A 21,423-nucleotide genomic window follows, 5' to 3' on the forward strand; every position below is an offset into this window, starting at 1 on the left:
TTTAGTTACCCCTCTTATCAAATTGATCTAAGAATCGAACATCATCAAGATAGAAATCCCGAATATCATCGACGCCGTATTTCAACATTGCAAAACGGTCAGGGCCAACACCAAATGCAAAGCCACCATACACTTTCGAATCTACACCGGCCATTTCCAAAACATTTGGATGAACCATTCCGGCACCCAAAACTTCGATCCAACCGGTATGCTTGCAGACATCGCATCCCTTACCCATACAGTTAAAACAGGTAACATCAACTTCCACAGATGGCTCCGTGAATGGAAAGTAACTCGGCCGAAGGCGAATATCAAACTTATCACCGAAAATCTTTTGCGCCATTGTAATAAGTGTTCCTTTAAGATCAGCCATCGTCACGTGACGGTCGATGACCAATCCTTCAACTTGATGGAATTGATGCGAATGAGTAGGATCGTCAGTATCGCGACGATAGACGATTCCTGGTGAAATCATTTTCAAAGGACCCTTTGAAAAGTCATGCTTTTCAAGTGCCCTAGCCTGCATTGGAGATGTTTGAGATCGCATTAAAAACTCTTTACTTAAATAAAAAGTATCTTGCATATCACGAGCGGGATGGTTTTTAGGTAAGTTCATCATTTCAAAATTATATTTATCAGACTCAACCTCAGGGCCTTGCAGTACTTGATAGCCCATTCCTAAAAACAAATCAACAAACTCATCAATGATTTGCTGAATCACATGGGGCTGACCTTGTGCAACAGGCTTTCCCGGTAAGGTCACGTCAATTGTTTCAGCTGAAAGCTGCTTATTTAGTTCAGCATCTTCAAGCTTTTGACGACGTTCTGCAACCGCTTGAGTAATCGCATCACGAATTTTATTTGCATAACTACCAACTTCAGGACGGTCTTCCACAGGCAAGTCTTTAATGCCGCGCAAGGCAGCAGTGATTGGTCCTTTCTTACCAAGCAGATGAACCCGAATCTCGTTTAGCTTCTTAAGATCAACGGTTGAATCAATATCCGTTAAACCATTTTGTTTAATTTCTGTTAATTTATCGCGTAACGACATGGTTTCCCTCCAAATATTTTTTATTGCGTCAAAAACAAAGTCAATAACTATTTCGTCAGCAAAATAAAAGCACAAAAAAAGCCCCGTCCATCAAGGGACGAAGCTTCGCGGTACCACCCTAATTTGTCACTAAAAAATGACACACTTAAGAATCATTAACGGTGACTACCGGAAAATTTTTGTTAATATTAACTCCCATTTTCTGCTCGAAAAATGAATTCGTACAACCAATTTCTCTGTTCACACCAACCACAGAGTCTCTAAAAAAATTAATTGCCTACTGCCTTTTTCTCAAACGCATTTACTTAATGAATGATAATCTAAAATAAAAAAATGGTCAAGCTAACTTTCAGTGCTTGGATACCATTTTTCTGACCATGAGTGAATTGCATGCATAATTGGTGCCAACTCTTTGCCTTGATCCGTTAACGAATACTCAATAAGGGATGAGTTTGGATAATCTTTACGAATGACAACCCCGTCATCCTCAAGTTCACGCAATCGTTCTACCAATACCCGGTTGCTGCACTTTGGAATTTGTCTGGCAACTTCACGAAATCTCAAGGCACCTTCTTGCAATAAAACATCAATGATTAGACCGTTCCATTTCTTCCCCAGAAACGAAAATGTTTTTTCAAACTTCGGACAAAGAAAATAGTTGATGGGTTCACGTAATGCAATGTTTTCTTTCATAAGTTTCCCCTCCTTAAACTTACTTGGATTAATACGAAAATCAAAAAAATTATTTAGTCGTTGCAATTCTGTCAATTTGGTTCTTAACTTTGGTTCTAAATGGATTCATAAACTCTCTAACCGCTTCGTAGTCATCAACTAGCGAAACAATCACACTCTCTTCATACTTCGGACGGGCAAGGGTAAGTCCCCACATGTGCTTTAAAATAATATCCTTTTCAACTGGTGAAAGCGTTGTAATCTTTTCTGCGTTTCTAAGTGCTACACGTGGGTGAACAAATGCATGTGACCCCAAGTCAAACTTAGTTGTCCGCCAATCGTAAAAGAACAGGTCGTGAAGAAGACCGGCTCGAGCGACCGCCCGATAATCCAAATCTCGCTTTTTTGCAATTCGATAACTATCAAATGAAACAGCTAAAGAATGTTCAAGTCTGGTAGAATGATGGTGTTGTTTATAGTTGGCTAATTTTTGAACAGTTGGGTTCTTAATCAGATCGCCAACAATTTGAACGTATTCAGAATCATTTTTCCATTCATCTTTGCGCATATTATACCCCTTTGCCCTTTATTACAAGACATCATACTAGATATCACCAAAAATATCAACAAAAACGAACATTACTTTACAAAATGAAATATTAAGATTCCTGTCGCAACCGCGACATTCAATGATTCGGCTTCTCCATTCATTGGAATATACAAATTTTGATCCGTTTTGTCAAGTAGATCTGCTGAAACGCCGTTTCCTTCATTTCCCATCACCAAAGCAAACTGTTTGGTAGGCTCAACATCATCATATGAAATAGCCTGATCATTCAATTCCGTTCCATACACTGGTACATTATGCTTGTTAAACGCTGCCATCCACACTGCCAAATCACCCGAGTATAGTCGAACATGGAACTGACTTCCCTGCATAGATCTAACGACTTTTGGATTATATATATCAGCAGTTCCTTTTCCAAAAATAACACCATTCATTCCAGCAGCGTCTGCTGTCCTCACCATCGTTCCGATATTACCGGGATCCTGAATATTATCGAGCATTAACCACGACCCGCCCAATTTTTCTGGAATTGATTCATGGTAGTTTTCTGTTGTCAAAACCGCAAAAACGCCCTGGGGCGTCTCAGTGGCAGAAATATGTTTGGCAACTTCAGGTGTAATTAAATACGTATCAGTCACTGCAGGATCAACTTCCAACTGATCCAAAAAATTGGCATCCGTTACAATAACCGCATCAATTTGCTGATCATGTTTGATTGCTTCATCCACAATATGCCATCCCTCAATGATATATTGGCCCGAACTCAATCGTCCTTTCTTAGATTGCATCTTACGCCATTCTTTAACTCGATTATTTTGATTAGAAGTAATTGATTGCATTAAGCTCTTCCTTTTATAATTAATTTATTAGTATAAAGTGAGGTGACTTTTAAAATATGGATAAAGAAATCAAAACAACTGAACTGACTATTTTTGGAATCGTCCAAGGAGTGGGATTTCGTTGGGCAACCATTCAAGTTGCAAAAGAAATGGGCATTTCCGGATGGGTCCAAAACAAGCCAGACGGTTCCGTGAAAATCATTGCCCAAGGAAAACCAATTCCCCTGGCACAGTTTATTATGAAAATAAAAAATTCACCAACACCATACGCTCATATCAGATCTGTCTCTACTAAGTATATAACGAATCCAACGTTAAAGGGCTTCAATGTCAAATATTAATAAAGATTAATAAGTTTCGTCAAGATTAAATTGAAAACTTTCCCAGTATCGAGTAAGATTTACTTTGTCTATGTATAAATAAAGAAAGGTCTTAATCGATGAAAAAACTTAAGCGCATAACGACATTCGGAATGCTTTCCGGGATGGCGTTACTACTCAGTGGTTGTGTTCAGACCACCAAATCAGGTAAACCATATGGCCTGGTATACGATTATCTTGCTCGACCGGCTCAATCAATTATGGAGGCAATTGCACAAATTGTCGGAAGTTATGGATGGGCAATTGTTGTATTGACCGTCATTGTTAGAATGTTTCTTTTGCCAATTATGGTTCGTCAAATGAAGAGTTCGACAATTCAACAGGAACGCATGCAAATGATTCGTCCACAAATGCGTGAATTGCAACAACGGCAAAAAGCAGCAAAAACGACCGAGGAACAAACGGCTGCCAGCCAAGCAATGATGGCACTATATCGACAGAATAATATTTCAATGACGGGTGGCATTGGATGTCTGCCGCTCATCATACAAATGCCGATCTTTACTGCCTTGTATGCCGCAATTCGATATTCGCCCGAACTATCCCATACGGTCTTTATGGGGATTCGGCTTGGTCAATCCAGTTGGCTTCTGGCTGTTCTTTCATTTTTGTCTTACTTACTACAGGGATATTTAATGATGTTAGGAACGCCTAAAGCACAGAAAAAGCAAATGGGTGCCATGATGCTCATGAGTCCTATTATGATTTTGCTGTTCACTATTTCTGCCCCGGCCGGCCTGGGGATTTACTTCTTTATCGGCGGATTGTTTGCTTGTCTCCAAACAATTATTATGAATTTATATCGTCCTGGCATTCGAAAAAAGATTGCCAAAGAGATGGAAGGCAAGAAGCCTGTCACTGTCGAAGACTTAATGCCGAAAGCACCTATAAATAAATCAAACGGCACTGATACCAAGGAAAATATTCATAATCGAAATCGGCAACGAAATGCTGGAAAGCAACAAACTGGTGAAACACAGCAGATAATCAAACCGGTTGAAGATGTTAATCCTGAAAAAACACAAACCAAGAAGCAACCTCACAAGAATGACAAACGGCGAAATGCCGGTAAGCAACAAAGGCATCGTTAAAAAAATAAATTTTACCAAAAAAGAAGCGTCGGGGGATCTTTTTCCCGGCACTTCTTTTTTAATGATCATTTTTTTGATTAGATTGATCCGGTTCCTTGGAATCTGAACTATTAAGGTTAAGTAGTGTATCTCCTTCACCGCTGCCATTATCATCCTCTTGAGACATATTCTTCAAAATTGGTAAATTAATTTGAAAAATTGATCCATATCCTAAGGAACTTTCGATTGAAATATTACCATGATAAGCTTCAATCAATCGGTGAGCAATTGATAGTCCCAATCCATTGCCACCTTTGTCTCGGCTTCTAGCCTTATCAACTCTATAAAACCGATTAAACACCTTATTAATATCTTCTTGGGAGATTCCTTCGCCAAAATCTTGAATAGCAATGTTTACCATTGACATTGAAGTAGAAAGCGACATATGAACCTCTTTACGTTTTTCGGAATACTTAATCGCATTATCCAATAAAATGACTAATACCTGTTCTAAATGATTACGATAAATTTGAACATATACATGGTCATCAGTATCATCATCAAAGGTAAACGTAAAATCTGGATGAATCATTTTGAAATCATTATAAACCTGCTCAAAGACTTCAGTAACATTAGTAATCTCTTCGCCATAATTTAATTCAATCTGTTCTGCCCGTGATAAATCCAACATTTCGGACACTAAACTCTTCATCCGCTTCGTTTCTTGAAGTGATGCTTTTAACGATTCTTCCAGCACTTCAGGATCATCTTTCCCCCACCGCAGCAACATGTCTATATGCCCCTGAATGACTGCAACAGGTGTTCTTAATTCGTGCGATACATCTTCAACGAACTGCTGCTGCTGATCAATGTAACGACGGGTCTGATCCAGCATGCTGTTAAGCAAGTCCGCTAAATCGGAAAGCTCATCGTGAGTCTTAAGATCTGGTACCCGGGCGTCAGAATCCGGATCAGTTTTAACCTTATTAATCGTTTCTTGAATCTGATTAATGGGACGCAATAATTCAGCCACCAATACATAGGCAAGAATCATTGATATCAAAACCGAAATTAAAACAAGAATTGCTAAAATAGCAGCCAATTTTCGAGCTGTTGCCCGATAGCTACTTAATTCATCGATAACTTGGGCATAGCCAATAAGCGATCCATTCTTCTTGGAAAGCAATGGTTCAATACCGATTAAAATATTTTTGCCATTCTGCCTAGAAGTTATGATTTTTCGTTTTGAAGAAGACGCAAGTTTGGAATCATTTTTCTTTGACTCAAAAAGCCGCTTGCCATTAACACTATATACATTAACAAGAATGCTATCGCGTGAAAAATTAACAACTAACGAGTCCGAATAAATGTTTCTGTCATCGCTTTGAGAGTCACCACTATTAAGTTGTGGTCTTAAACAACGTTCAACGTCACCCTTCCCCAAAGTCGAAGAATAATTCGTTAGTCTCGAAGAAACTGTTGATAACGTATTATCGATATGCATTCTTTCTTGTTCAAGTAAAACATTTGTAAAGCGATTAAAAATCAACACTGAAAAAGCAACCACAATTGCCAAAACACCGATCGAGGTAAAAAAGGCCCATTTCCATTTTAACGAAATCTTGCGTTTCCCAGATTTGTTATTGGCTTGACTCATGACCTCATCACATACCCGGTCCCTCTAACAGTTTGGATATAGCTATTTTCACCTGGACGATTGATCTTATTACGAAGATATCTGATATACACATCAACAACGTTTGTTTCGACTTCAGAATCATATCCCCAAACCTTTGTTAACAGAACATCCCGTGCCAACACAACGTCAACATTTTCCATCAACGTTAATAACAACTCATATTCACGTTTGGTCAAGTTAATCACTTCGTCGCCTCTGCGAACAATGCGACTTTCTTTTTCGATTGTAAGGTCTTTAAAAGTAACGGATTTCTTGCTACTCTTTTGCTGATCGTTTTCAATCTGAATGCGTCGCAATAGTGCCCGAATCCTTGCAAGCAATTCTTCGATTGCAAACGGCTTCACAATATAATCATCGGCGCCGTGATCAAATCCGGAAACACGATCGATAACAGAGTCCCTGGCGGTCATCATAATAATTGGTGTGTTCTTCTTTTCACGAAGGCGTCGTGCAACTTCCATCCCGTTAAGCTCTGGAAGCATTAAGTCAAGCAATATCACATCAAAATTTTCATCCAATGCAGCTTGTAGACCTGTTCGTCCATTCAACTCAACTTGGGTGTCATATCCTTCGTGTTTTAATTCAAGTTCGACGAAACGCGCCAAATTCTTTTCATCCTCAATTATCAAAATTCGACTCATAAATAATCAGCTCTCCTAAAGTATCTTAATTTATTTATTATTGTACCTTAAAACATTTTAACATAATTCTCATTTTAACATAGTTATGAGAAAATTAGTGTAGTAGTTTAAGAATTCGAAAGAATCTTAAATTTTGGAAATATTTTTCACTTTATTCATTTATGTGCATTTTTTCACTTGAATCATTTTCCTTTCTTGCTTATAATGAACTTGTTTGAAAATAAATTACAAAAAAGGATGATCTATTAAATGAAAGCTGCAGTTGTTAGAGACCCAGTTGATGGTTACGTTGATATTAAAGATGTTCAGTTACGACCAATTCACCAAGGGGAAGCACTTGTAAAAGTTGAGTATTGTGGATTATGTCACACAGATCTCCACGTTGCTGCCGGCGATTTTGGTAAGGTTCCGGGGAGAATTATTGGACACGAAGGCGTTGGAAAAGTTATTCAAGTTGCTGATGACGTCGACAGTTTAAAAATAGGCGATCGTGTATCTATCGCTTGGTTTTACAGAGGCTGTGGTCACTGTGAATACTGTACTACCGGCCGTGAAACACTTTGCCGAAATGTTCAAAATTCCGGTTTTTCTGTTGATGGCGCAATGGCCGAACAAGTTATTGTACCGGCAGATTATGCCGTTAAGGTGCCAGAGGGTTTAGATCCTGTTGAAGCAACTTCCTTGACTTGTGCAGGTGTTACAATGTACAAAGCGTTGAAGGTTGGCGAAACTCGTCCCGGACAATGGGTAGAGGTTGTTGGTGCTGGTGGTCTTGGGAATTTAGCCGTTCAATTTGCTCACAATGTTTTCGGTGCAAACGTCATCGCTGTTGATGGCAATGAAGACAAGCTCAATGCTGCTAAGGAAAACGGTGCTGATATTACCATTAACCGTCATGACCCTGATGTTGCTGAACAAATCCAGAAAAAGGTTGGCGGTGTGCATAATGCTCAAATCACTGCTGTTACAACTGAAGCATTCACTACTTCAGTAAATGCCCTTCGTCCAGATGGTCGTTTAGTTGCTGTTGCCCTTCCAAAGGGTGATATGGCACTTAATATTGACAAGACCGTCCTAGATGGCATTCAAGTCGCCGGTTCATTGGTTGGAACTCGACAAGATCTGGCAGAAACTTTCCAATTTGGTTCAGAAGGAAAAGTTAAACCAATTGTTAAAACCCGTCGTTTAGACGAAGTTAATGATATCATTGATGAAATGAAACAAAACAAAATCGTTGGTCGCATGGTTGTTGACTTTACCAAATAAAGAGTTCCATAATTCATAAAAACTACGTTATAAAAAGGAATGTGAGGGGATTCGTCTCCCTTATCGCATTCCTTTTACATTCGGTCAATTCATTTCTAAGTAAAAATTGTACACTTTTACACAAGAAAAAGGCGAAAATTTTTTCTAAAATAATTCTTACTACAAAACATCGGTTACTCAAACCATGAATAAGTGATTCCGATCTTTAAAATTTAGACAGAAAAAAGCAATTTAGAATCCATGGCGTTCTAAATTGCTTTTTGTTTTACTTATTCTTTAAAACCTTACGGCCTTTGTACATGCCAGATAATGAAACGTGATGTGGTAATGTATATTCGCCGGTTCTTGGGTCGAGACTCAAATTAGGAGTCTGTAACTTAATGTGACCGCGACGCATCCCTTTTCTAGCTTTTGAAGTTCTACGTGCTGGTGTTGCCATGTCTTTCCCTCCTCGTAACTAAAATATCCACTAGTGAATTTTTAAGCCCAGCTAATTAGAGCCCTTATCTTTGAAAAAGTTCTTTAATTTTGCCAGACGTGGATCAACTGTTTTTAATTCTGCCTTCTGATCTTCGTAATCATCAACTGAAAGTACGTTCCAATCGTGTCCGCTTGGCATTGTTTTGCCAGCTTCCTCTTCAGGAGACAAAATGTGCATAGGAATATGCAAAATCACGTTATCAACGACCGCAGAACGATTATCAACTTCGTCCTCTTCACCAAGTATAAAAACGACATCGTCCTTACCATATCTTGATTCAGCAGCTTTTGACGGAACATAATACTCTTCAACCGTAAAATCCAACGGTAAATCAACAGGTGTTAATGACCTCGAAGAAGGAACCACCAACTTACCAACAATATGAGTATCAATGATCACATCACCACGATCAGAGAATGCAGCCCCGTCTATTTTAAAAGTGCTTGCATCGATCACTTCATCAGCGTAACGACTCAACAAGTCACTTTTAATATCAAGGGTTTCATTGAACGTGAACGGATCTGTATCGGAGTACTTTTGCAAATCCTTAAAAAACCATTTCACTGTAATTCCTCCAATGCAACAAAATTCATTATACCGGCAACAAAAACGCTTGTCAAGGTGATTTGCTTGATAGTATTAACTCATTAATGAAGAATGATTGGGTGTTTATAAAAATCCTGATGTGCGCCATTAACCATCTCGATTAACATCCCAGCCTTAAAGTCCAAATAAACAAACTTTTTTGCAACTTCCTGATTCACCTTGGAGATCATTGGCAACTCTAAATCATTTTTAATTTGATTCAAATATCGTCTCCCTTGACGCGTACACCCTAGCAAACGAATATACTGAGGATTAACCAGCATTTCAGATGAAGTTACATGTAACAGCACGTAACAGCACAAACGCTGAATCCTAGTGTAAGTATAACGCTTTGTTTTCACAAATTGTAAAAATTGCGAGAATGTTTCAGATTCAATTGCCGCTTGTTTCAGGCGATATTCAATTCCCTCAGTCATTTGATATATCGAATGCAGTGTATCAATAGGTGCTTCAATAAGTTCAAATCTTAACAACGGCCAAAATTGTTCCCAATCAATCACTTTAGCTGTTGAAAAGGTTTGCCAGGAAGATTCAGGTACAAATTTTCGAACAATATCGAAATTCCCATTTCTCAGCTGATCCCTAATTGCAGAAGCGCTAGATATTAAACCCGAACTTAGTTGATGATCGTTATGTGCACTTCCAACTCTTTTAATGGGCACCAGATGCAATGGAGAGCCTATCAACATGTTTGCATTAGCATATCCAAAAGCCAATATATCATTGGGTTTATCAATTCGAATACCGGTTCTGTTATATAAATATTCTTGAAAAATTGAGGCATATGGCCGATTAAACTGTTTAAAGGAGTCGTCTTTCTTAGGTTGGTTATTAATTAATTTTTGATAATCAATCTCCGGTGTTTCAGCCCCAAAGGCCAGCCAATCACATTTCATAGCGGCTACAAGTCTAACGGCCCCTGCCGAAAAAATATGTGATGGCTGAACAGCCGCATAAAACGGCAATTCAATCACCACGTCCACTCCCGTTTCAAGTGCAGCTAGTGCTCGAGTCCATTTGTCATACATAGCCGGTTCACCTCGTTGCAGCCAGTTACCACTCATTACCGCAACGGTGACATCTGCACCGGTTTTTTTCTTTGCTTGTGTCATCTGGTAAAGGTGCCCATTATGAAACGGATTGTATTCTGAAATAATGCCGACTGCTTTAAGCAAATTAATTTACCTTCTTACACTCAAATAACCATCGCTTAACGTCATTTTTAAAAGAATCTTCCCCAAAATTTGTCGTTATTTGGATTTCAGAGAAACCTGCACCAGTTAACATTTGAGAATAACGGTCTACCGGATAAGTACGCTCTTTATGAAGCTCATTATAAGCATCGTAGGCATTCTTATCTCCGTCATAAAGGAAGAATGTCAGCTCATGCTCCACAGCGTGAGAAACGCTCTCAGAGGCATAACTTGACCACATAAATGCCCGATCTTCATCCTGATAATTGTACATATATCCAGGATAAACCTCATCGGTTTGATATGGCGTAATCACATCAAATAAGAAACTACCGCCAGTTTTTAAGTGAGTGCTAACCTGGGAAAAAGTTTGTCGTAAATCAGACTCTGATGACAAGTAACACAAAGAATCATCAAAGCATGTAATGTTATCATAAGATGGCAATTCGCTTAAATTTCGCATATCCAACTGAAAGAAGTTAATTTGTTGATCAGCTTCCCGCGCTCGCTGATCGGCCATTGTGAGCATATCTTCAGATAAATCAGCACCATCCACATTGTATCCAGCTCTGGAAAGTCTTACTGCAAGCCGTCCGGTACCACATGCAAGGTCCAATATTTTATCCGACCGATTCGTACGCCTAAGCGTATACTCAAGCCATTTATCGTATAACGTTTCATCAAATAAGTCATCATAAAACTTGGCAAATTCGTGGTAAATCATACCTCAACCCATGAATCAATGTTAACAATTGGTGCATCTGACCATAATTTTTCCAAATTATAGAAATCACGGGTATCCTTTTGGAACACATGAACAATGACATCGCCTAGATCAATTAAAATCCAGTTAGACGATTCTTTGCCAGAAACACTGTAAACATGGATATCATTTGCCTCAACCTGATCGATAACTTCCTCAGCAATAGCTTTTACCTGCCGGTTTGAATTAGCATCGGCAATGACAAAATAATCGGCCATCAAACTGACTTTTTCCATATCCAGGACAACAATGTCGTGAGCTCGCTTACTGTCAGCAGCACGTACAACAATCTGTGAAATCTCTTTACTATCCATAAAATTCTCCTTATTTCAAATCAAACTTTGGTACCCAGCTATTATAAGTGATGATAGTTTGTGGAAAAACTGGTTTATTATGTGCCACCAAATAACTTAGCGTCTGCTTAGTTTGATAGGCAACGCCTTTCTGTAAATTAGAAAAGGTAATTTTCCTCGCGTCATCAACTCCCGGAAAGTCACGACCAGGTTCAATATAGTCAGCCATATAAACGATTTGTTCCAAAGGGGTCATATATTGATGGCCTACTGTATGGTATCTAACAGCATTCAAAACTTCAATATCATTAATTTGAAGTTCATTTTTAACAAATAGCCAGCCAACCACACCATGCCAAATTGAATTACCGTAATTCAACAAAATTGGATTTAGTTGATACTCATGAATTGCTTTAATAAAATCTTTATCAGGTCGTTGTTTGGCATAATCATGAACCAAACCGGCAATGCTTGCCCGTTCAATATCAACATTATTTTTCTCAGCCAAATCCATTGCAGTTTGTTCTACCCTCAGAACATGCTGATAACGACTATCCGTTAAGGCATCTTTCAATTTTTTAACTAATTTTTTTCGAGAATATGGCACAATTTGTTCATGATACGTCATTTGACTATTTTTCATACAACTGATTCTCCTTTATATATTTCAAAACAGCATCCGGTGCTAGATAACGAATAGACTGATGCTGGCGAATTTTAGACCTGATCAGTGTCGAAGAAATATCAATGTACGGTACGTCTACCCAAATTATAGGATATTTTGATGATGGTGTATAACCATCACGTTTGACCCCTACAAAGGAAACCAACTTAACTAAATCATCAATTCGATGCCACTTTGATAAATAATTTACCATATCACCACCGATAATAAAATAGTACTGATTCTCCGGGTGTCGACGCGTTAAATCCAGCATTGTATCGTACGAATAACTAACCCCACCCCTGAAAATTTCAGTCATTTCAATCGCAAATTTAGAGTTTCCAGTAATTGCTAAGTTAACCATTGCAACTCTATCCTTGGCGTCAATCGCAAATTTAGGATCTACGTGAGGTGGATTTGCATCCGGCATAAAATAAACCCGATCTAATCCAAGTTGGTCACGCACCTGTTCGGCAATAATTAAATGACCATTATGAATAGGATTAAAAGTACCACCCAAGATTCCAACCCGCTTACGCTTTCCCTGAGTGACAACCTTTGTTTTGGGTAAAGTTTGTACTGTTTGACTGACATTAACCATTTTGAAATACCTCGATACTAATTAGATTGAAAAAACGTTGCTTGATAGATCACGATTATCCTTATTTGCGGATTGCTTAAACAGCACTAGCGTCTTCCCCAACTTCTGGACTACTGTAATATCGCTGTTTCCTTCGATAAAGCCTTGAACATCATCAGTGGTAACAGCTGCATTTTGCAAAATATTAATTTTGATCAGCTCTCGAGTATCAAGTGCTTTTACAACCTCTTCAAGCCATATCTTTGAAAGACCATTTTTACCAATTTCAAAAATAGGTCTCATCCGATTAGCTGATGCTCGTAAATAGCGTTTTTGCTTCCCTGTTAATTCCATAAATACCCCTTTAGTCTTCTAAATCATTGCTGGTCGAATCAAAACTGAAACGCCCTTCGGTGCCCATCCTGAAACAACAACATCACTTGGAACCGTTACCCAACCCAAGCCTTCAATCACTACATCACTTTTTTGCGAGGTTTTAAATTCGTGACGTTCCAATGGCGGAAAGTCATCTTTTCGATTTTCACTTGGAGGTGATAATAAGTCTCCCAAATGCTTTTCATAAAAGGCTTCGGCGTTCTCCAACTTTGTTCTGTGAATATATAAGTTGTTTTCAGCATATACCGTAAATCCATGTTTTCCATCACCTGAATCGTAATCAAAACGGGCAACACCGCCAAAAAATAACGTCTGCTCAGGGTTCAATTGATAAATCTTTGGCTTAATTGTTTTCTGAGGCGTTACCAAATTCAGCTCTTTACCGACCAAATGATGTGCCATCTGTTCAGGTTGAATAATCCCAGGAGTATCAACAATTGAGTGCCCATCGTTTAATGGAATATCAATTCGATCCAATGTTGTTCCCGGAAAGCGAGACGTCGTGATTAATTCCTTAATACCGGTAGACTGACGAATAACCGCGTTGATTAAAGTAGATTTGCCTACGTTAGTAACCCCAACAACGTAAACGTCCTTGCCATCTCGATACTTTTCAATTTGATCAAGCAGATGATCAACGTCAAAATTAGTCTTAGCTGAAATTAATTCAACGTCAATTGGTCGAATACCGGCCGAATTAGCGCGTTGACGCAGCCAATCACGCACCTTGCGTTCCTTAATAGAAGCCGGTAAGACATCCAACTTGTTACCCACAAGTAAAACTGGATTATCCCCAACAAATCGATGCAGTCCCGGAATCAAACTCCCGTTAACATCAAAAATATCAACAACATAAACGATCAAGGAGTCTGTGCCGGAAATACTGGTTAACAACTTCAGAAAGTCATCATCAGACAAGCTGACCGGTGCGATTTCGTTGTAATGGCGTAATCTAAAACATCTTTGGCAATATACCTCACCATTTTGCAGTCCCTTTTCCAAAGCTGATTTTGGTGTATACCCCAATGCATCTTTATTCGTTGTTTGGACCTTTGCACCACAACCAATACAGTGAACAACCTCACCATCAACTACAACTTCATTTTCTGACATGCTCTCCTCCTATTCCCAATGTAAATTAGGATACTTTTTAATCAGTTTATTCCAAATGATCTTTTCTAGACAACGATTAAGTGTCGTGTTCCAAGCGTCATTGTCAACCAACGGTTTAACAAGAATACTTCGAACATGACAACTGTTTGCAGCGACAACATCTGTTAAAAGTTGATCACCAATCATAACCGTATTTTTTTTATTCAAATTAAACGACTTTAATGCATGACGAATGCCAATTGTTAAAGGCTTCATCGCACGTGGAACGAATGGCAGCTCATAATCTTGAACAGCTTTTTGAATTCTTTTATGACTATTGTTTGAAACGACGATGACTTTAATCCCATACTTTTTGACTTCATGAAGCCAGGATCTTAATTCTTCCGACCCTTTTTTAGAATTCCAGGGAACTAAAGTATTGTCCAGATCGGTTAGAACACAGTTGATATTATTTTCCAACAAGAACTGAGGAGATACATTATAAATACTCTCAATCATCCAAGTTGGTCTAAATTTTGACAACATATGCTCCTCCTTAGTTTTAATAGTTTTTATTTAAAAAACTTCCACCAAAATTATCGGTGAAAGTTAATTTTAGCATATCGAAATTACTTAAGAGCCTTTTTTGCTTCATCAGTTAGTGCTTTAAAAGCATCAGCATCATTGACAGCTAATTCAGCAAGCATCTTGCGGTTCATGTCAATGTTGGCAAGCTTAAGTCCATGCATCAATTTGCTGTAGCTAAGATCGTTTAAACGAGCAGCAGCGTTAATTCGGGCAATCCAGATTTTACGGAAGTTACCCTTATTGGCACGACGGTCACGGAAAGCATAAACCTGTGACTTCATAACTTGGTCTTTAGCAGTCTTGAATAAACGTGACTTACCACCGCGATAACCTTTTGCTAATTTCAAAACACGTTTACGACGTGCGTGTGTAACTGTTCCACCTTTTACTCGTGGCATTTTGAATTCCTCCTATGATAAATATCAATATAATTAATCTAGTTGCATGATGTTACAAGAAAATTACTTTGCAAGCAGTTTCTTATAAGTCTTAAGATTAGTGTGATCCATCATATGTGTACCACGAAGTTGGCGACGTTGCTTCTTTGTCTTACCGTGAAAACGGTGACTTGTATATGCATGGGCACTCTTGATTCCACCGTTTGCAGTTTTCTTGAAACGCTTTGCTGCGGCACGGTTTGTTTTTTGTTTAGGCATTGGTAAAAATCCTCCTCAAAATTTAAATAATTATTTATTATCGGGTTCCTTTGGCGAAAGCATTAAGAACATACTTCTTCCGTCCATTTTCGGCCGCTGGGTAACAGTTGCAACATCATCTGTTTCCTTAGCCATTCTTTCGAGAACGTTTCGACCAATTTCCTTATGTGTAATGGCACGTCCTTTAAAACGAATTAAAACTCGAACCTTTTCGCCCTTTGCCAAAAACTTCTTAGCATTCTTTAGTTTGGTGTTAAAATCATTAACATCTATTGTTGGGCTTAATCGTACTTCTTTGACACTGATGACTTTTTGTTTCTTACGAGATTCTCGTTCCTTCTTTTGAAGCTCAAAACGATATTTCCCATAATCAAGAATCTTAGCAACTGGTGGTTTTGCTTTCGGAGCAACAAGAACTAAGTCCAATTCAGCGTCTTCAGCCAATTTAAGTGCCTCGGACTTTGACTTAACACCTAGTTGATCACCATTAGGACCGATCAAACGAACCTCGCGTGCGCGGATTCCTTCATTAACCATCATATCTTTAGCTATGGTGCTTCACCTCCAAATAATTTGAAAAAGCAGAAAAGTGGCGGGTACGCAATGCACCCGCCACCATTAAAGAACCTAGTTGAACAGGTTCTTACTCGATATCATGCCCAGCAAAATAATTTTACTAAGGCGAGAAGCGGGTTGCCTCTGCTTTCATGTCAACTTAAATATAATATCATTGATTAATAATCGTGTCAACAATCATTAACTGTTTGCGATTAATCATTACGCGAATACGATGCAATGTCCTTTTGAATTTCATCAACAAACGTATCTAATGATTCTGCTTGTGTCTCTTTTTCACCATAACGACGAACAGAAACGCTCTTGCCATTGACTTCTTCATCACCAACAACCAGTGTATACGGAATCTTGTGTGTTTGAGCATCCCGAATCAGATATCCCATCTTTTCAGCTCGGGTATCAACGGACGAACGGATCTTCAATCGACGCAACTGATCATTAATCTGCTTAGCATAATCCCCATGTTTATCCTGTGAAACCGGAATAATCTTAACTTGATGCGGTGCCAACCATGTCGGAAAAGCACCCTTATAAATTTCAGTCAGGTAAGCAACAAATCGTTCCATTGTTGAAACCAGGCCACGATGAATCATGACCGGACGATGTTGCTTACCATCTTCTCCAACATAATGAAGATCGAATCGTTCCGGCAACATAAAGTCTAGTTGAATTGTCGACAATGTTTCTTCATTGCCAAGCGCAGTTTTAGTTTGGACATCCAACTTGGGACCATAGAATGCAGCCTCACCTTCCGCTTCGACATAATCCAAGCCAAGCTCATCCATAGCACCCTTTAACATGCTTTGAGCACGATTCCACATTTCATCGTCATCGAAGTACTTTTCAGTATTCTCAGGATCACGATAACTCAAACGGAACGTATAATCATTTATATCAAAATCATGGTAAACTTCAACCATTAATTTCAAAATGTTTTGGAACTCTTCTTGAATCTGGTCAAGAGCAACAAATGTGTGGCCATCATTAAGTGTCATTTCACGAACCCGTTGTAGGCCACTTAAAGCACCAGACTTTTCATATCGATGCATCATCCCTAATTCAGCAATTCTCAACGGGAGCTCACGATATGACCGAATATGGTGATTGTAAATTTGAATATGACTGGGGCAGTTCATAGGACGCAGCTCAAGTTCCTCACCGTCGCCCATGTCCATTGGTGGAAACATATCTTCACGATAATGCTCCCAGTGACCTGATTGTTTATACAGGTCAAGATTTGCCAAGACAGGTGTGTAAACATGTTCATAGCCATTAGCAACTTCTTTATCGACAATATAACGTTCGATTGTTCGTCGAATAGTCGCACCATTTGGCATCCAATATGGCAGCCCTGCGCCGACTTTAGGATCAACAAAGAATAAGTCGAGTTGGTTACCGATTACTCGATGATCACGTTCATGAGCCTCCTGACGCTTCTTTAAATCTTCATCAAGTTCAGATTGTTTGTTAAAGGCAGTTGCGTAAATCCGCTGAAGCATTGGATTTGACGACTTGCCTTGCCAATAAGCACCGGCAACAGATAATAATTTAAAGATCTTTACTTTACCAGTCGATGGTAAAACAGCACCTTCAGCAACAGACTTGAAATCACCAATTTCGAAGAACTTAACCTGATTACCATCAGCAATTTCGTTAATAAGTTCAGTCTGATATGGGTCCCCAACAACTTGTTTCAGTGCATCGTCTTTACTTAAGAACGTGACCTTAATAGGTAAATCTTTGCTGATAATTTGTTGCATCGATTTTGTTAAACTGTCTAATTGATCAACACTGATTTGAGTCTCAGGCTTATCGGTATCAACAAAGAAGCCATCATCATCGGCTGCACTTTCACCAAAACGAATATCCTTGAAATTTGAAGCAATTGCAGCTTTAAGTACTTGAGCCGCAGTTTCTCGAAGAACATTCAGGCCATCTTGACTGTCGCCTGTGACGATTTCGACTTTACCACCCTTATGTAAAGGCTCGTTATCATTTACAAACTGACCGTCAACCTTTCCGGCAACAGCCTTTTTCCCTAAACTAATTGAAATCGATTTTGCAATGTCTTCAGCGGTAACGCCGTCGTCAAATTCTTTTACACTACCGTCTGGAAATTCAAATGAAAGTTTTGACATATCCTCTAACTCCTTTTTTCTTTCTAGAACCACAAAAAATCCCTAGTACACAATTGTATACTAGGGACGTTATTAGCGCGGTTCCACCCTTTTGGATTTTGGAAAAGTATCCACTTCACCAAAAAGCTCTCAAGTGGTTGCTAACGGGACCATCCGGGATAGCATTATCCGCAATCCGATTATCAAAAAGTGGTAACAACCATTTTCTAAACAAACAGCCTTTCAGTTTAGAGCCGTCCTCCCTTTGATGAGAAATGATTATCATATCTTCTTGATTCATTGCTTTTAAGTATAGGATTCCTTCTTAAAGTTGTCAATCTAAATTAAACAATTTACATTGGCCGACGATTTTGACCCGGCATTTCTACCTCGCGAGATAGGAACCTAATTCGTTGCATGAGCCGTTGTGCCTTTAACGGTTCAGCGTCACCGTGATTGTTAAATGTCAGCCACTCTTCTTCCAATTGCTCCATGGACAAATTTGAACTGAAGAACATCGGTAGTTGCTGCTGCATTCGATATTCAAGGATAACGCCCAGAACTTCATCACGTACCCACGATGACAACGAACCGGCACCAACATCATCCAACATTAAAATCTGTGATTTTTTGACAGCATCAATTTTGTCTAGATAACTGTTATCTGAAATTGACGCCTTCATTTCACTTTCAAAACTGGGAAAATGAACCAACGTTGTCAATACGCCACTATCCGCCAAATCATTAGCAAGTGCACCTAATAAATAAGTTTTACCAACACCGAAAGGCCCGTAAATATAGTAACCAGGTTCAAACTGGTCTTTGGCCATATACTTTGAAGTAAAGTGAACGGCTTTTGCAAATGCCCGATATCGACAGTCGGTTTGATCAAAATTATCAAGCGATGCATTGCGAATATCTTTGGGCATTGAAATAGTCGTAACACGTCGTGCCAGTCGTTCGGCCTTTTGCTTATTAAGCGTCTCAGCCGATGGTGCGTAAGAAACTTCGATCAAATGATCGCTGACAACAAGCTTTGGCACATATCCCGGTACAAATGATTTTTGTTTTTTCTTCAATGTATCACGAACCATTAAATATTCACGAAGCTTTGCTATAGATCGTTGAGCTGCATCCTCTGCCAACTTCGACTTATTTTCTTTTAGAAACTGTTGAATTTCAGGATCCGTTTCAATTTGCCTAACAGCGACCTGAAAGCTTTTTCTTGCGCCCTTTCCGTTAATTGTTCGTTCCTTCAAAAACTGCTGAATATATTTGCTAACCGGTTCCATCAGTTCTCACCTCGTTTCTCTTTTCTCTTCCGCAACTCTGCCAACTCTTCATTAACTCGCTTTCGTTCTGCTTCATCAGGACCTGTTTTCTGTTGCTCAGCCGACTGCTTTGCCTTTTTTGATGCTTCCTTAGTCTGCTGCTTTTCTTTCTTTGCCCAGTCAGGAAGTGTTTCTGTAATCTGTCGGCGGCCACCGGATGAATATCGTCGTCGCGATCGTTGTGTCTCTTTTTCCTGCTTTTCTTCAGCTCGTTTTTGAACCTGTAAAATAGCTTTTTCTGCATTCGTTACATGATGTTGAGCCCAATTATCCGCAATTGTATTAACCAAGTTTTGATTGAGGGTTGAGTTTCCAATTCCGATGAGAACATAGTAAATAAGAACGTTAATAACTTCACGCGGAAGCAATCCCTTCGAAACCAGTTCTCGAATCATTCGTTGCTCACCAGCAGTTACCATACCGCCCTTTTGGTCCTTGATTTGCTTTAAAAAGCTAATCGGCGCATTTTCTTTACTAATCTGGATAACTTGTTGAGTGGGCTGATCAAATTGTTGTACCAGTTGTTGAGCATCCGCATCATCTTCAGGATTCTTGTTTATTGAATCCGTCACCCTAACTTGTGGTTGTGTAAAGTCGCGTGCAATAATGAATTTCAAACTTTTCTGATTCAATTTATTCGTGTTTAGATTTGTCGCTTTTTTGATCAATTCACCCATTTTAATTTCATCTATACCATAAAGTGAATACTCAGACAAAATCAATGGCTGTGCCGCCTTAACACTGGCAGCATCAACGTATGAATTTTCTAAAATATCCAAAAGAAGATTGAAATCAAACTCCTCTTTTGAAGCTTCCAAATAAAGATGATTCAGTTCAGCAGAATTCCCTGAGATGGTTTGCTTGGCAATATTAACCGGACCAGGAATATTTTTAACAGAATTTTCTGGGATCTGAAAAACATCAAGGAGCGAAGCCGAGACATTCTTAACCTGACCAACATCCGGCATTGGAATAAACAGCCGAGCAACAATTCGGTTATAGGTATCCTCACCCACTCTTCCCAAAAGTAAAATCGACAAAATATCAGTTTTTAAAAACTCGGTTGCCGTGCATGGCTCTCTCATGGAATAAACATAACTATCAGGTGAAGTAAGTGAGACGGATGTGACTAATAAATTAACTGCTTCGAGCTTACGGCGATACCGTAATAATTTGTCAATACCAATATCCAAAATACTTTGGAGTTCAAAATGTTTATGAAGAATCAATCGATTATGATCGCTCACACTCAATGACCAAAGTAAATTATAAAGCTGCACTGCACCCCGCCCAATAATTGGTAAATACAAGTTGGTAAGAACACTTTGATCTACACTTTTGTTTGCACTGGCATTCAAAACAAGATATTTCGAATCGGGAGTTAATTTATTTTCCGAATTTAACATTACTTCTCCTCAGGATGCTGTTTAGCAGCATTCTTTTTCTTATCCTTCTCCATAACTTCTTTGAGTTCTTTATAAAAAACAGACATATCCTTAAATTGACGATAAACACTGGCAAACCTGATATACGCAATCTCATCCAGATTCACCAGTTCCTCCATCACATACTCTCCGATTTGACGACTGGTAACTTCATTTTCACCTGAAGAACGAACTTTATTTTCAACCCGATCAACCAAATCAGTAATCGCATCCATTGAAATCGGCCGCTTTTCAGCCGACCTCACGACACCTTTAAGAATTTTTTCGCGGTTAAACTCTTCTCGATTGCCATTTTTTTTGATAACCAGAAGTGGTGTTGCTTCGACCCGTTCAAACGTCGTGAATCTAAAGCCACAGTGTTCACATTCTCTACGGCGCCGAATGACACGACCATCATCGGTTGGTCGACTATCGACAACCTTTGACCCGTTATATCCACAATGAGGACATTGCATG

26 protein-coding genes and 2 other annotated features are annotated in these 21,423 nt (G+C 39.0%); of the genes, 3 read left to right on the plus strand and 23 right to left on the minus strand.

Features of this window, described 5'->3' with window-relative positions; translation table 11 throughout:
* Window position 1: 1 nt before the first annotated feature.
* The 4 genes from pheS to HMPREF0519_RS06445 form a co-directional block, all read right to left on the minus strand.
* The gene (pheS, locus tag HMPREF0519_RS06430; RefSeq protein WP_040472733.1) at window positions 2–1,051 is read right to left on the minus strand and encodes a phenylalanine--tRNA ligase subunit alpha; all 1,050 of its coding nucleotides are present in this window, start codon (window positions 1,049–1,051) and stop codon (window positions 2–4) included.
* A gap of 90 nt (window positions 1,052–1,141) precedes the next feature.
* Window positions 1,142–1,356 (minus strand) — a binding site (T-box leader).
* A 37-nt stretch (window positions 1,357–1,393) separates the two neighbouring features.
* Window positions 1,394–1,744 carry a winged helix-turn-helix transcriptional regulator gene (locus HMPREF0519_RS06435; protein ID WP_190870462.1) on the minus strand — a complete coding sequence of 117 codons (351 nt, stop codon included), beginning with the start codon at window positions 1,742–1,744 and terminating at the stop codon, window positions 1,394–1,396.
* Between the two features lie 49 nt (window positions 1,745–1,793).
* On the minus strand, window positions 1,794–2,291 hold the full coding sequence (locus HMPREF0519_RS06440; RefSeq protein ID WP_003560716.1) for an HD domain-containing protein: 498 nt from the start codon (window positions 2,289–2,291) through the stop codon (window positions 1,794–1,796).
* 71 nt (window positions 2,292–2,362) lie between these two features.
* On the minus strand, window positions 2,363–3,130 hold the full coding sequence (locus HMPREF0519_RS06445) for a TrmH family RNA methyltransferase (RefSeq protein ID WP_003554324.1): 768 nt from the start codon (window positions 3,128–3,130) through the stop codon (window positions 2,363–2,365).
* A gap of 56 nt (window positions 3,131–3,186) precedes the next feature.
* Here HMPREF0519_RS06445 and HMPREF0519_RS06450 point away from each other — a divergent pair, with 56 nt between their 5' ends.
* Both HMPREF0519_RS06450 and yidC read left to right on the plus strand, forming a co-directional pair.
* The gene (locus HMPREF0519_RS06450; RefSeq protein WP_003560718.1) at window positions 3,187–3,471 is read left to right on the plus strand and encodes an acylphosphatase; all 285 of its coding nucleotides are present in this window, start codon (window positions 3,187–3,189) and stop codon (window positions 3,469–3,471) included.
* Between the two features lie 98 nt (window positions 3,472–3,569).
* Window positions 3,570–4,601, plus strand: coding sequence for a membrane protein insertase YidC (gene yidC / locus HMPREF0519_RS06455; RefSeq protein WP_003560720.1), 1,032 nt, complete (start codon window positions 3,570–3,572; stop codon window positions 4,599–4,601).
* Between the two features lie 58 nt (window positions 4,602–4,659).
* Here the strand turns inward: yidC and HMPREF0519_RS06460 are convergent, their stop codons facing one another.
* Complete coding sequence (locus HMPREF0519_RS06460; protein ID WP_004561615.1) at window positions 4,660–6,237, minus strand: HAMP domain-containing sensor histidine kinase; 1,578 nt, start codon at window positions 6,235–6,237, stop codon at window positions 4,660–4,662.
* Window positions 6,234–6,920: a response regulator transcription factor gene (locus HMPREF0519_RS06465; RefSeq protein WP_004561616.1), complete on the minus strand. Its 687-nt coding sequence runs from the start codon at window positions 6,918–6,920 to the stop codon at window positions 6,234–6,236. Before HMPREF0519_RS06465 ends, HMPREF0519_RS06460 begins: the two co-directional genes overlap by 4 nt.
* A 249-nt stretch (window positions 6,921–7,169) precedes the next feature.
* Between HMPREF0519_RS06465 and adhP the strand changes: the two genes are divergently transcribed.
* Window positions 7,170–8,186: an alcohol dehydrogenase AdhP gene (gene adhP / locus HMPREF0519_RS06470; RefSeq protein ID WP_004561617.1), complete on the plus strand. Its 1,017-nt coding sequence runs from the start codon at window positions 7,170–7,172 to the stop codon at window positions 8,184–8,186.
* A 265-nt stretch (window positions 8,187–8,451) separates the two neighbouring features.
* Here the strand turns inward: adhP and rpmF are convergent, their stop codons facing one another.
* From rpmF to nrdR, 17 genes are all read right to left on the minus strand, one after another.
* A complete protein-coding gene (gene rpmF, locus HMPREF0519_RS06475) occupies window positions 8,452–8,625 on the minus strand; it encodes a 50S ribosomal protein L32 (protein WP_003560725.1) in 174 nt (57 codons plus the stop codon).
* Between the two features lie 51 nt (window positions 8,626–8,676).
* The gene (locus HMPREF0519_RS06480; protein ID WP_003560727.1) at window positions 8,677–9,231 is read right to left on the minus strand and encodes a DUF177 domain-containing protein; all 555 of its coding nucleotides are present in this window, start codon (window positions 9,229–9,231) and stop codon (window positions 8,677–8,679) included.
* A gap of 83 nt (window positions 9,232–9,314) precedes the next feature.
* The gene (locus tag HMPREF0519_RS06485) at window positions 9,315–10,448 is read right to left on the minus strand and encodes a nucleotidyltransferase (RefSeq protein ID WP_003560729.1); all 1,134 of its coding nucleotides are present in this window, start codon (window positions 10,446–10,448) and stop codon (window positions 9,315–9,317) included.
* Window position 10,449: 1 nt separating this feature from the next.
* Window positions 10,450–11,190: a class I SAM-dependent DNA methyltransferase gene (locus HMPREF0519_RS06490; protein WP_004561618.1), complete on the minus strand. Its 741-nt coding sequence runs from the start codon at window positions 11,188–11,190 to the stop codon at window positions 10,450–10,452.
* On the minus strand, window positions 11,187–11,543 hold the full coding sequence (gene rsfS / locus HMPREF0519_RS06495) for a ribosome silencing factor (protein WP_003560731.1): 357 nt from the start codon (window positions 11,541–11,543) through the stop codon (window positions 11,187–11,189). The genes HMPREF0519_RS06490 and rsfS overlap by 4 nt, the downstream gene beginning before the upstream one ends.
* A 10-nt stretch (window positions 11,544–11,553) precedes the next feature.
* Window positions 11,554–12,165, minus strand: a complete 612-nt coding sequence (yqeK, locus tag HMPREF0519_RS06500) for a bis(5'-nucleosyl)-tetraphosphatase (symmetrical) YqeK (protein ID WP_003560733.1) — start codon at window positions 12,163–12,165, stop codon at window positions 11,554–11,556.
* The gene (locus HMPREF0519_RS06505) at window positions 12,155–12,787 is read right to left on the minus strand and encodes a nicotinate-nucleotide adenylyltransferase (protein WP_003560735.1); all 633 of its coding nucleotides are present in this window, start codon (window positions 12,785–12,787) and stop codon (window positions 12,155–12,157) included. Before HMPREF0519_RS06505 ends, yqeK begins: the two co-directional genes overlap by 11 nt.
* Window positions 12,788–12,808: 21 nt before the next feature.
* Window positions 12,809–13,120 (minus strand): YhbY family RNA-binding protein, encoded by a 312-nt coding sequence (locus HMPREF0519_RS06510; RefSeq protein WP_003560737.1) that lies wholly within the window; start codon window positions 13,118–13,120, stop codon window positions 12,809–12,811.
* Between the two features lie 18 nt (window positions 13,121–13,138).
* Complete coding sequence (gene yqeH, locus HMPREF0519_RS06515; protein WP_004561619.1) at window positions 13,139–14,275, minus strand: ribosome biogenesis GTPase YqeH; 1,137 nt, start codon at window positions 14,273–14,275, stop codon at window positions 13,139–13,141.
* Between the two features lie 9 nt (window positions 14,276–14,284).
* Window positions 14,285–14,800, minus strand: a complete 516-nt coding sequence (locus HMPREF0519_RS06520; RefSeq protein ID WP_003554354.1) for a YqeG family HAD IIIA-type phosphatase — start codon at window positions 14,798–14,800, stop codon at window positions 14,285–14,287.
* 83 nt (window positions 14,801–14,883) lie between these two features.
* The gene (gene rplT / locus HMPREF0519_RS06525; protein WP_003554356.1) at window positions 14,884–15,240 is read right to left on the minus strand and encodes a 50S ribosomal protein L20; all 357 of its coding nucleotides are present in this window, start codon (window positions 15,238–15,240) and stop codon (window positions 14,884–14,886) included.
* A 63-nt stretch (window positions 15,241–15,303) separates the two neighbouring features.
* Window positions 15,304–15,498, minus strand: a complete 195-nt coding sequence (rpmI, locus tag HMPREF0519_RS06530; protein ID WP_003554358.1) for a 50S ribosomal protein L35 — start codon at window positions 15,496–15,498, stop codon at window positions 15,304–15,306.
* A gap of 30 nt (window positions 15,499–15,528) precedes the next feature.
* Window positions 15,529–16,038 (minus strand): translation initiation factor IF-3, encoded by a 510-nt coding sequence (gene infC, locus HMPREF0519_RS06535; RefSeq protein WP_004561620.1) that lies wholly within the window; start codon window positions 16,036–16,038, stop codon window positions 15,529–15,531.
* A 38-nt stretch (window positions 16,039–16,076) separates the two neighbouring features.
* Window positions 16,077–16,209: a sequence feature (ribosomal protein L20 leader region), on the minus strand.
* 59 nt (window positions 16,210–16,268) lie between these two features.
* A complete protein-coding gene (gene thrS, locus HMPREF0519_RS06540; RefSeq protein WP_040472734.1) occupies window positions 16,269–18,212 on the minus strand; it encodes a threonine--tRNA ligase in 1,944 nt (647 codons plus the stop codon).
* Between the two features lie 332 nt (window positions 18,213–18,544).
* Window positions 18,545–19,483, minus strand: coding sequence for a primosomal protein DnaI (gene dnaI / locus HMPREF0519_RS06545; protein WP_004561623.1), 939 nt, complete (start codon window positions 19,481–19,483; stop codon window positions 18,545–18,547).
* Entirely contained in the window at window positions 19,483–20,928 is a 1,446-nt protein-coding gene (locus HMPREF0519_RS06550) for a DnaD domain protein (RefSeq protein WP_004561624.1), read from the minus strand. The genes dnaI and HMPREF0519_RS06550 overlap by 1 nt, the downstream gene beginning before the upstream one ends.
* Window positions 20,928–21,422 carry a transcriptional regulator NrdR gene (gene nrdR, locus HMPREF0519_RS06555; RefSeq protein ID WP_035444783.1) on the minus strand — a complete coding sequence of 165 codons (495 nt, stop codon included), beginning with the start codon at window positions 21,420–21,422 and terminating at the stop codon, window positions 20,928–20,930. Before nrdR ends, HMPREF0519_RS06550 begins: the two co-directional genes overlap by 1 nt.
* Between the last annotated feature and the right edge of the window lies 1 nt (window position 21,423).

It is taken from the genome of Lentilactobacillus hilgardii DSM 20176 = ATCC 8290, from assembly GCF_000159315.1.
Taxonomy (GTDB): domain Bacteria; phylum Bacillota; class Bacilli; order Lactobacillales; family Lactobacillaceae; genus Lentilactobacillus; species Lentilactobacillus hilgardii.